Consider the following 9,858-nt stretch of genomic DNA (forward strand, 5'->3'; position numbering starts at 1 on the left):
TGAAAGGGTAGGTATAGCCCTGGCCATTGGGTGTCGAGTGATGGCCTTTATGTCCAAAGTATTTCCCTTTGTTCCGGTTGCAGCGCCCGCTAAAAACCGGCGCTAGTCTTGGGCCGTACAGCAGGAGTTATCTGCGTTTCTTGGCCTTCGACACGGACGACGACGGTAATGTTTGCCTTCCATAACCTACTGCTTCCAAGTGCTTTACCTCGGTACCAAACCGGCATGACCTTGATAGAGGTGCTGGTGGCCGTCCTGATCCTTGCCATCGGCCTGCTGGGGGCTGCGGTCATGCAGCTCAATGCGCTCAAGTACACCGACAGCTCAAGGATGACCAGCCAGGCCAGTTTCATTGCCTACGACATGCTCGACCGGATTCGCGCAAACGCCGGTGTCGATTATTCATGGGAGCAGGGCAAACACTCGGTGGCGAGCATCGCTACCACTAGCGTGCGTGATGTGGACCTGCACGATTTCGAAGCCAATATCCTTGGCTTTGCCGGCAAGGGTGCCAAAGGCACGGTGGCGATCAGTGCCAATGAAGTGACCGTCAGCATCACCTGGGATGACAGCAGGGGGACGAATCGCTCTGGCGCCCGTGAGACTTTCACCTTGACCAGTCGCATCGGCAATGAAGCGCAGGTGGAGCAATGAGGTGCTTGGCCAGGGGGTTCAGTCTGGTGGAGCTGTTGATGGCCTTGGCCGTCGGCTTGGTGCTGGTGCTGGGGGTAGGCCAGGTGGCTATCAGTGCGCGAGCCACCCACGCCAGCCAGCAGGCAGCGATGGTGCTGCAGGACGATGCTCGGTTTGCCTTTGGCAAGATCCTCCAGGACATTCGCCTTGCCGGCATGTTTGGCTGTCTGGCGCCGGCCTTTATCGATAACGCACCGCCTGCATTTGACCGTCCTATCGGCTGGAGCGCAGAGGGCGGGGCAAGGTCACTGACCGTTGTCGCTGCCGATTTTGGTGCGGAGGGTGGTAAGCCCGACTGGACGGTTCTCTCCGACTGTACGGGCGCCGCGCAAGCCTATGCGGGAAGTTCGCCACCTCCGGCACCTGGCCAGATCCGATTTGCCATACGCCAGCTGACCTACACGTTTGAGGCTGCCCAATTGAAGATCAGCTCACCTGCGGCGCCGGCCAAGGCGGTGCTTGTGGATAACGTGCAGGCGTTCGATATCAGTTTCGGCCTGGCAGCCCGGCAGGACTCGACACAGGTGGAACGATACGACGCCAACCCGGCGGACGAATCGCTGATACGCAGCGTGCGGATTCTCATGACGCTGCGCGACCCGACGGGGCGCGTGAAGGATCAAACCTACAGCGTCGTGGCGGCGCTGCGTAATCGGTTGGGGTAGGGCGCCATGACGCTGAGTGCGGGTTTTCATTCACGACAGGCGGGCATGGTGTTGCTGATCAGCCTGGTGTTTTTACTGTTGCTGTCCTTGCTCGGTTTGTCATCGATGCAGGGGGCAGTGTCCCAGCAAAAGATGGCGGGGAGTGCCTGGCACAGCAATCAATCGTTTCAAAGTGCTGAAAGCGGCCTGAGGGTGGGGGAGTCGATTGTCCAGCGTGCAGGAGACGCGCTGCCGGTGTGCCACTCGATCATCACCTGTGCGCCGCCGAGCGAGTCAGCCTCTGTGATGGGAGCAGGCACGAATCCGCTTTCAGAAGTCTCCTGGGTGGCAATGAAAGGGGGGCTTTATGGCGTTCAATCAATAGGGGCGGGCGTGGGGCTGGCGCATTTGCCGCCTCAAACGCCTGCTGTGCTGTTCCGAGTGACGGCCGTGGGGTTCAGTGGCCAGTCGCGCTCGGTGCTGGAGTCGGTGTTTGCTCGGGTGGATGAAGGCGCTGGCCCGCGCTTTCAACGAATTTTGTGGCGGCAACTTCAATAAGGAGCGTTTTAATGGGCAAGGATTGCCGAGGGTTTACCCTGTTCGAGTTACTGGTGGCGGTGACGATCATCGCGTTGTTGGCTGCTATCGCTTACCCCGGGTACACCCGGCATATAAAAAAGGTCTATCGCGCAGAAATCGTTGCGCTACTCACTGAGCAGGCCCAGTCCCTGGAGCGGTTTTATACGAGGAACGGCACTTTTATTGATGCAAGCGGCATCAGTGCGGGCAACGATCGCTATAGAATCACCGCTGCACTGAACCCTCAGGATTTCAGCCTGGTAGCCACACCCGCCGCCGACTCTGTCATGGCGGGCGACCCCTGTGCAGCGTTTCAGCTGACCAGTACGGGTGAACGAAGCAACCCTGGTGCTGCATCCGAGCAATCGCGCAAAGCGTGCTGGGGGCAATGATGAGCGTGCTGCATGCGTGGGCGCCAGGGGCGCTTTTCCCTTTTTATCGTCTGGATCATATGATGGCTAAGCAGCAACAAGTGGTGATTGTCGGTGGCGGGGTGATCGGGTTGTTGACGGCGTTCAACCTTGCCAGTCAAGGGCAGGCGGTGGTCTTGCTGGAGCGCTCAGGGCTTGGGCAGGAATCCTCCTGGGCGGGGGGCGGCATTGTTTCGCCGCTGTATCCGTGGCGCTATAGCCCGGCAGTGACGGCCTTGGCTCATTGGTCCCAGGACTTTTATCCACAATTGGCGCAACGATTGTTTGCCGCCACCGGCATTGACCCCGAAGTTCACACCACAGGTTTGTACTGGCTCGACTTGGAGGATGAAGCCGACGCTCTCGCGTGGGCGGCCCGAGAAGGCCGGCCATTGAGCAAGGTGGATGTGTCGGCGGCCCATGACGCGGTTCCGGTACTGGGTAGCGGTTACTCCCAGGCGATCTACATGGCTGACGTGGCCAATGTTCGGAACCCGCGGCTGGTCAAATCCCTGAAGGCGGCGTTGTTGGCGCTGCCCGGTGTCACGGTTCATGAACAGTGCGAAGTGGCGGGGTTTGTCCTGAACGGCGACAAGGTCGTGGGGGTGGAAACGGCGGTGGGGCCTATTCTTGGCGATCAGGTCGTGCTGGCTGCAGGGGCTTGGAGCGGCAAGTTGCTGGGCAAGCTGGGCCTGTCTCTGCCCGTGGAACCGGTCAAAGGCCAGATGATCCTGTACAAGTGCGCCTCGGACTTCCTGTCGAGCATGGTCCTGGCCAAGGGGCGTTATGCGATCCCGCGGCGTGACGGGCACATCTTGATCGGCAGTACGCTGGAGCATGAGGGGTTCGACAAGACCCCGACTGACGTGGCCTTGGAAAGCCTCAAGGCCTCGGCGGTTGAGCTGATTCCCGCGCTGGCGGATGCCGAAGTGGTAGGGCATTGGGCCGGATTGCGTCCTGGCTCACCCGAAGGCATTCCTTACATCGGAAAGGTGCCCGGTTTTGACGGGCTTTGGCTCAACTGCGGGCATTACCGCAATGGGCTGGTGCTTGCCCCTGCATCCTGCCAGCTGTTTGCTGATTTGTTGCTGGACCGAGCACCGATCATTGATCCGGCGCCTTATGCGCCAGAAGGCCGACTCAACGCTGGATAGACTTCGGGCCTTGCTCAAGATGCGCCTGGGTGCAGTACCACTCCTGGCGTGAGCTTAGGGCGCGGTCCTGCGGCAGGTGCACGCCGCAGTGGGCGCAGCGCACCATCAGGGCTGCGTCGGGCTCGCTGGTCCTTTGCTGTTTGGCGGCCGGGCTTTTGAATTTGCGCCAGAACCAAACCGCGGCAGCAATAACGGCAATCCAGAACAGTAGACGAACCATGATGGGCAGTTTCTCGACAGGGAATGCGCCAGTTTAGCCAAGGACGTGGCAGGCGCACAGCGCAATAATGCTCGCCCATAAAAAAGGGAGCCCCGAGGGGCTCCCTTTTGCGTTGCGTCGACGTATCAGTCGAACACACCGAAGGTCATGTAGCTGAACCACGAGCGGTCCTGGTTATTGCCCAGGGCCTGCGGTGTCTCTTCTTCAATCACGTCGCCATTTTCATCATGCGGCTTGAGGTCCGAAGGGATCGCGTCCTTGGCGTCCTGGAATTGCTTCATCACGTCCTGGTTGGCGCGGGTTTCGCCCGGCGGCAGCGGTGGACGGGACTCGATCAGACCCAGGGTGTACTTGCTCAACCACGAGCGGTTGTCCGCCTCGGCAACCTGAGGCACGAACTGGCCGTCTTTCAGGCTTGGATGGTCCGGGTAGTTGAGTTTCAGGGTTTCCAGGCTGGTGGCCGCCAGGGCGTCCAGGTGCAGGCGCTGGTAAGCCTCGGTCATCACGGCCAGGCCATCACCCACGGAAGGGGTTTCCTGGAAGTTTTCCACTACATAACGGCCACGGTTGGCGGCGGCTACATAAGCCTGACGAGTCAGGTAGTAGTGGGCTACGTGAATTTCGTAGGAAGCCAGCAGGTTGCGCAGGTAGATCATGCGCTGCTTGGCGTCTGGCGCGTAGCGGCTGTTCGGGTAGCGGCTGGTCAGCTGGGCGAACTCGTTGTAGGAGTCGCGGGCAGCACCCGGGTCACGCTTGGTCATGTCCAGCGGCAGGAAGCGCGCCAGCAGGCCAACGTCCTGGTCGAACGAGGTCAGGCCCTTCATGTAGTAGGCGTAGTCCACGTTCGGGTGCTGCGGGTGCAGGCGAATGAAGCGCTCGGCGGCGGACTTGGCAGCTTCCGGCTCGGCGTTCTTGTAGTTGGCGTAGATCAGCTCGAGCTGGGCCTGGTCGGCGTAGCGTCCGAACGGATAGCGCGACTCCAGGGCCTTCAGCTTGGCTGTGGCGCTGGTGTAGCTATTATTGTCCAAGTCTTTCTGAGCTAGTTGGTACAGCTCGACTTCGCTCAGGTTTTCGTCGACGACTTCCTTTGTTGACGAGCAAGCAGCAGTCATGGCGAGGATGGCGATCAGCAGCAGGTGTTTCACTTGCATGGCGGCTTGCGTCCCTATGACGGCCGCTGTCTTGGGCGGGGCCGTCCTGTTATGATGAGCGCCCCGTTGAAAGCCTCGGGGCAAAAGACGCCGTATTTAACCACAAGCGCGCAGCCGAAACCAAAGGCTGTGCCACGCCTAGTCTGAGCATGTCCGATAAAATTGAACTTCGCGCAGAGGTGCCGTCCGAATTGGGCGGCCAACGCCTCGATCAAGTCGCCGCACAATTATTCGCTGAGCACTCGCGCTCGCGCCTTTCCGCCTGGATCAAAGACGGCCGCCTGACTGTGGATGGAGCGGTTATCCGCCCGCGAGACATAGTCCATGGCGGTGCGATTCTCGAGCTGACTGCCGAGCAGGAAGCCCAGGGAGAATGGGTCGCCCAGGACATCGAGCTGGACATCGTCTATGAAGACGACGACATCCTGGTCATCAACAAACCCGCAGGCCTGGTGGTTCACCCGGCAGCTGGGCACGCTGATGGCACCTTGCTCAATGCCTTGCTGCACCATGTGCCAGACATCATCAATGTTCCTCGCTGCGGCATCGTGCACCGCCTGGACAAGGACACCACCGGCTTGATGGTGGTGGCCAAGACCATCCAGGCGCAGACGCAGTTGGTCACACAATTGCAAAGTCGTAGCGTCAGCCGGATCTACGAGTGCATCGTGATCGGCGTGGTGGTGGCGGGAGGCAAGATCAATGCCCCTATCGGCCGCCACGGCCAGCAGCGCCAGCGTATGGCGGTGATGGAAGGCGGCAAGCAGGCCGTCAGCCACTACCGCGTGCTCGAGCGTTTCCGCTCCCACACTCACGTGCGGGTCAAGCTGGAAACCGGCCGTACCCACCAGATTCGCGTGCACATGGCCCACATCAACTTCCCGTTGGTCGGAGATCCGGCCTACGGTGGCCGCTTCCGTATTCCGCCTGCGGCCAGTGCGACCATGGTTGATTCGCTGAAAAACTTCCCGCGCCAGGCCCTGCATGCACGCTTCCTGGAACTGGATCATCCGACGAGCGGTAAGCGGATGAGTTGGGAATCGCCTCTGCCAGACGATCTGGTCTGGTTGCTGTCGCTGCTCAAGCAGGATCGCGAGGCATTTATCGGATGAGTGACTGGCTGATTCCTGACTGGCCTGCGCCGGCTCAGGTGAAAGCCTGCGTCACCACCCGGGCGGGCGGCGTCAGCCTGGCGCCGTTCGACAGCCTCAACCTGGGCGATCATGTCGAAGACGACCTTGAGGCCGTCCTTGAGAATCGCCGTCGTCTCAGTGAGGCCTTCGGCATTCAGCCGGCCTGGCTGCGCCAGGTTCACGGCGTAAATGTGGTCGAGGCTGATCCTGCTCGCACCGCTGAAGCCGACGCCAGTTGGACCAGCACTCCAGGCATTGCCTGCACATCAATGACTGCCGATTGCCTGCCCGCGTTGTTTTGCAATCGCGCCGGTACCCGCGTAGCGGCGGCGCATGCCGGGTGGCGCGGCCTGGCGGCGGGTGTGCTGGAAGCTGCTTTCGAACGCCTGGACGCTGAGCCCGAAGATGTTCTGGTCTGGCTCGGCCCGGCAATCGGCCCAAAAGCCTTCGAAGTCGGCCCGGAAGTGCGTGAAGCCTTCATGCAGCAACTGCCGATCACAGCAGAAGCATTTGTGCCCAGCCACAACCCGGGCAAGTTCATGGCCGACATCTATCAGCTGGCCCGCCTGCGTCTTGCCGCACGCGGTGTTACTGCTGTTTATGGTGGTGGGTTCTGCACGGTGACCGACCCCCGCTTCTTTTCTTACCGGCGCAGCCCTCGCACCGGACGTTTCGCCTCTCTTGTCTGGCTTGAACGCTAGACTCTCTTGACCTGAATCAAACCTGATCCATATCAGCCATCGTTCGCTTGAATCTTCCAGAATCCACCCCATCTATAGGGGTATCTGGCAGGTTTCTTCATTCAGGATGTTTTATAGCTCCGGCCTGCTCAAAAGGAAGGTGACTAATGCGTATTGATCGTTTAACCAGCAAATTGCAGTTGGCACTGTCTGACTCTCAATCCTTGGCGGTGGGCCTCGACCACCCGGCCATTGAGCCTGCGCACTTGATGCAGGCGCTCCTGGAACAGCAAGGTGGTTCTATCAAGCCCTTGCTGATGCAGGTGGGCTTTGACGTCAACAGCCTGCGCAAGGAGTTGAGCAAAGAGCTCGACCAACTGCCGAAAATCCAAAACCCGACCGGCGACGTGAACATGTCGCAGGAATTGGCGCGCCTGCTCAACCAGGCCGACCGCTTGGCGCAGCAGAAGGGTGACCAGTTCATCTCCAGCGAACTGGTGCTGCTCGCCGCCATGGACGAGAACAGCAAGCTCGGCAAATTGTTGCTGGGCCAGGGCGTGAGCAAGAAAGCCCTGGAAAACGCCATCAACAACCTGCGTGGCGGTGACGCGGTAAACGACCCCAATCATGAGGAGTCGCGCCAGGCCCTGGACAAATACACCGTCGACCTGACCAAGCGCGCCGAAGAGGGCAAGCTCGACCCGGTGATCGGCCGTGACGATGAAATTCGTCGCACCATTCAGGTACTGCAACGTCGCACCAAGAACAACCCAGTGCTGATCGGTGAGCCTGGCGTGGGTAAAACCGCGATTGCCGAAGGCCTGGCCCAGCGCATCATTAATGGTGAAGTGCCGGACGGCCTTAAAGGCAAGCGCCTGCTCTCGTTGGACATGGGCTCGTTGATTGCCGGCGCCAAGTTCCGTGGCGAGTTCGAAGAGCGCCTCAAATCTCTGCTTAATGAATTGTCGAAGCAGGAAGGGCAGATCATTCTGTTTATCGACGAACTGCATACCATGGTCGGCGCCGGTAAAGGCGAGGGCTCCATGGATGCTGGCAACATGCTCAAGCCTGCCTTGGCACGGGGTGAGTTGCACTGCGTGGGCGCCACGACGCTCAACGAGTACCGCCAGTACATTGAAAAGGACGCGGCCCTTGAGCGTCGCTTCCAGAAAGTGCTGGTGGAAGAGCCGAGCGAAGAAGACACCATCGCGATCCTGCGTGGCCTGAAAGAGCGGTATGAGGTCCACCACAAGGTGGCAATCACTGACGGCGCGATCATTGCGGCGGCCAAATTGAGCCACCGCTACATCACTGACCGTCAGTTGCCCGACAAGGCCATCGACCTGATCGACGAAGCGGCCAGCCGTATCCGCATGGAGATCGACTCCAAGCCGGAAGTGCTCGACCGTCTGGATCGGCGCCTGATTCAACTGAAAGTCGAATCCCAGGCCCTGAAGAAAGAAGAGGACGACGCAGCGAAGAAACGCCTGGAAAAACTCCAGGAAGAAATCGTGCGCCTGGAACGCGAGTATTCGGACCTGGAAGAAATCTGGACCTCGGAAAAAGCTGAAGTGCAGGGCTCTGCGCAGATCCAGCAGAAAATCGAGCAGTCCCGCCAGGAGCTGGAAGCTGCACGCCGTAAAGGCGACCTGAACCGCATGGCCGAGTTGCAGTACGGGGTGATCCCGGACCTGGAGCGCAGCCTGCAGATGGTCGACCAGCATGGGCACAGTGAAAACCAGTTGCTGCGCAGCAAAGTGACCGAGGAAGAAATCGCCGAGGTCGTCTCGAAGTGGACCGGTATTCCCGTGTCGAAAATGCTTGAGGGCGAGCGCGACAAGCTGCTGAAGATGGAAAGCCTGTTGCACCAGCGCGTGATCGGCCAGGAAGAGGCCGTGGTGGCGGTGGCCAACGCGGTACGGCGTTCGCGAGCCGGCTTGTCCGACCCGAACCGCCCAAGTGGCTCGTTCATGTTCCTCGGCCCGACCGGCGTGGGTAAGACTGAGCTGTGCAAGGCCTTGGCTGAGTTCCTCTTTGATACGGAAGAGGCCATGGTACGGATCGACATGTCCGAGTTCATGGAGAAACACTCGGTGGCTCGCCTGATCGGCGCACCACCAGGCTATGTGGGTTACGAAGAAGGCGGTTACCTAACCGAAGCCGTGCGGCGCAAGCCTTACTCGGTGATCTTGCTGGATGAGGTCGAGAAGGCACACCCGGATGTGTTCAACATCTTGCTGCAAGTGCTGGAGGATGGCCGCCTGACGGACAGCCACGGGCGTACCGTGGACTTCCGTAATACGGTGATCGTGATGACCTCCAACCTGGGCTCGGCACAGATCCAGGAACTGGTGGGGGACCGTGAAGGCCAGCGCGCTGCTGTCATGGATGCGCTAACCAGCCACTTCCGCCCGGAATTTATCAACCGGGTCGATGAAGTGGTGATCTTCGAGCCTCTGGCGCGGGATCAGATTGCGGGCATTACCGAGATCCAACTGGGTCGCCTGCGTGGCCGTCTGGCGGAGCGCGAGCTGGACCTGGTGCTGAGCGGCGAGGCGTTGGATAAGCTGATCGCGGTGGGTTACGACCCGGTGTATGGCGCACGGCCTCTGAAACGTGCGATTCAGCGCTGGATCGAAAACCCGTTGGCGCAGTTGATTTTGTCGGGCAGCTTTATGCCGGGTACCAGCGTCGAGGCGACGGTGGAAAACGACGAAATCGTCTTCCACTAATCCCAGTCAGTGGCGTTGTAAAAGGAGGCCCCGCATCGCGGGGCCTTTTTTTTCGATAGGGCGTTGAACTGTAAGGAAAAGGCTAGTAAAGTGCGCCCCGCAACAACGTCAGCCCACGGGTTTCTTCTCCCCAAGAAGAAATCAGAAACAAGCGCAAATCATTGTCTTAAAAGCAATTTAAAGGGTTGACAGAGGTTTTTAAGATTGTAGAATAGCGCGCCTCAGACATGACAACGTAGCGATACGGAAGACTCGAAGAGAAGGTTACACCGCAGTAGAAGTTGTACTTTGAAATATGTAGTTCCGTGATAGCTCAGTCGGTAGAGCAAATGACTGTTAATCATTGGGTCCCAGGTTCGAGTCCTGGTCACGGAGCCAATTTCAAACCGGGGTATAGCGCAGTCCGGTAGCGCGCCTGCTTTGGGAGCAGGATGTCAGGAGTTCGAATCCCCTTACCCCGAC

10 protein-coding genes and 2 tRNA genes are annotated in these 9,858 nt (G+C 59.6%); 10 read left to right on the forward strand and 2 right to left on the reverse strand.

Annotation, left to right across the window (positions count from 1 at the left end):
- The first annotated feature begins 168 nt into the window (after positions 1–168).
- From pilV to thiO, 5 genes are all read left to right on the forward strand, one after another.
- Positions 169–654 carry a type IV pilus modification protein PilV gene (gene pilV, locus AC07OV_RS17040; protein WP_495092629.1) on the forward strand — a complete coding sequence of 162 codons (486 nt, stop codon included), beginning with the start codon at positions 169–171 and terminating at the stop codon, positions 652–654.
- A complete protein-coding gene (locus tag AC07OV_RS17045) occupies positions 651–1,358 on the forward strand; it encodes a PilW family protein (protein ID WP_495092630.1) in 708 nt (235 codons plus the stop codon). The genes pilV and AC07OV_RS17045 overlap by 4 nt, the downstream gene beginning before the upstream one ends.
- Before the next feature lie 6 nt (positions 1,359–1,364).
- Positions 1,365–1,895, forward strand: coding sequence for a pilus assembly PilX family protein (locus AC07OV_RS17050; RefSeq protein ID WP_494996525.1), 531 nt, complete (start codon positions 1,365–1,367; stop codon positions 1,893–1,895).
- A gap of 11 nt (positions 1,896–1,906) precedes the next feature.
- Positions 1,907–2,308: a type IV pilin protein gene (locus AC07OV_RS17055; protein WP_176995158.1), complete on the forward strand. Its 402-nt coding sequence runs from the start codon at positions 1,907–1,909 to the stop codon at positions 2,306–2,308.
- A 62-nt stretch (positions 2,309–2,370) separates the two neighbouring features.
- Positions 2,371–3,480, forward strand: a complete 1,110-nt coding sequence (gene thiO, locus AC07OV_RS17060) for a glycine oxidase ThiO (protein ID WP_176995157.1) — start codon at positions 2,371–2,373, stop codon at positions 3,478–3,480.
- On the opposite strand, the gene AC07OV_RS17065 is transcribed toward thiO, so the two are convergent.
- Positions 3,467–3,700 carry a PP0621 family protein gene (locus tag AC07OV_RS17065; RefSeq protein ID WP_494996526.1) on the reverse strand — a complete coding sequence of 78 codons (234 nt, stop codon included), beginning with the start codon at positions 3,698–3,700 and terminating at the stop codon, positions 3,467–3,469. The genes thiO and AC07OV_RS17065 overlap by 14 nt on opposite strands.
- 125 nt (positions 3,701–3,825) lie before the next feature.
- Complete coding sequence (locus AC07OV_RS17070) at positions 3,826–4,851, reverse strand: outer membrane protein assembly factor BamD (protein WP_176995155.1); 1,026 nt, start codon at positions 4,849–4,851, stop codon at positions 3,826–3,828.
- 149 nt (positions 4,852–5,000) lie between these two features.
- Between AC07OV_RS17070 and rluD the strand changes: the two genes are divergently transcribed.
- The 5 genes from rluD to AC07OV_RS17095 all read left to right on the forward strand — a co-directional run bounded on the left by rluD (position 5,001) and on the right by AC07OV_RS17095 (position 9,857).
- Positions 5,001–5,963, forward strand: a complete 963-nt coding sequence (gene rluD, locus AC07OV_RS17075) for a 23S rRNA pseudouridine(1911/1915/1917) synthase RluD (RefSeq protein ID WP_010213248.1) — start codon at positions 5,001–5,003, stop codon at positions 5,961–5,963.
- Entirely contained in the window at positions 5,960–6,685 is a 726-nt protein-coding gene (gene pgeF / locus AC07OV_RS17080; protein WP_176995154.1) for a peptidoglycan editing factor PgeF, read from the forward strand. The genes rluD and pgeF overlap by 4 nt, the downstream gene beginning before the upstream one ends.
- Before the next feature lie 146 nt (positions 6,686–6,831).
- Positions 6,832–9,396 carry an ATP-dependent chaperone ClpB gene (gene clpB / locus AC07OV_RS17085; protein ID WP_176995153.1) on the forward strand — a complete coding sequence of 855 codons (2,565 nt, stop codon included), beginning with the start codon at positions 6,832–6,834 and terminating at the stop codon, positions 9,394–9,396.
- 302 nt (positions 9,397–9,698) lie between these two features.
- Positions 9,699–9,774 (forward strand) — tRNA-Asn (locus tag AC07OV_RS17090).
- A 9-nt stretch (positions 9,775–9,783) separates the two neighbouring features.
- A tRNA-Pro gene (locus AC07OV_RS17095) sits at positions 9,784–9,857 on the forward strand.
- Position 9,858 lies beyond the last annotated feature (1 nt).

It is taken from the genome of Pseudomonas sp. GW821-FHT09A09 (assembly GCF_059418405.1).

Bases quoted from the DNA above. Each gene is read 5' to 3' on its own strand.
- pilV (WP_495092629.1), top strand. From the start codon at position 169: ATGTTTGCCTTCCATAACCTACTGCTTCCAAGTGCTTTACCTCGGTAC.
- AC07OV_RS17045 (WP_495092630.1), top strand. From the start codon at position 651: ATGAGGTGCTTGGCCAGGGGGTTCAGTCTGGTGGAGCTGTTGATGGCC.
- AC07OV_RS17050 (WP_494996525.1), top strand. From the start codon at position 1,365: ATGACGCTGAGTGCGGGTTTTCATTCACGACAGGCGGGCATGGTGTTG.
- AC07OV_RS17055 (WP_176995158.1), top strand. From the start codon at position 1,907: ATGGGCAAGGATTGCCGAGGGTTTACCCTGTTCGAGTTACTGGTGGCG.
- thiO (WP_176995157.1), top strand. From the start codon at position 2,371: ATGGCTAAGCAGCAACAAGTGGTGATTGTCGGTGGCGGGGTGATCGGG.
- AC07OV_RS17065 (WP_494996526.1), bottom strand. From the start codon at position 3,700: ATGGTTCGTCTACTGTTCTGGATTGCCGTTATTGCTGCCGCGGTTTGG.
- AC07OV_RS17070 (WP_176995155.1), bottom strand. From the start codon at position 4,851: ATGCAAGTGAAACACCTGCTGCTGATCGCCATCCTCGCCATGACTGCT.
- rluD (WP_010213248.1), top strand. From the start codon at position 5,001: ATGTCCGATAAAATTGAACTTCGCGCAGAGGTGCCGTCCGAATTGGGC.
- pgeF (WP_176995154.1), top strand. From the start codon at position 5,960: ATGAGTGACTGGCTGATTCCTGACTGGCCTGCGCCGGCTCAGGTGAAA.
- clpB (WP_176995153.1), top strand. From the start codon at position 6,832: ATGCGTATTGATCGTTTAACCAGCAAATTGCAGTTGGCACTGTCTGAC.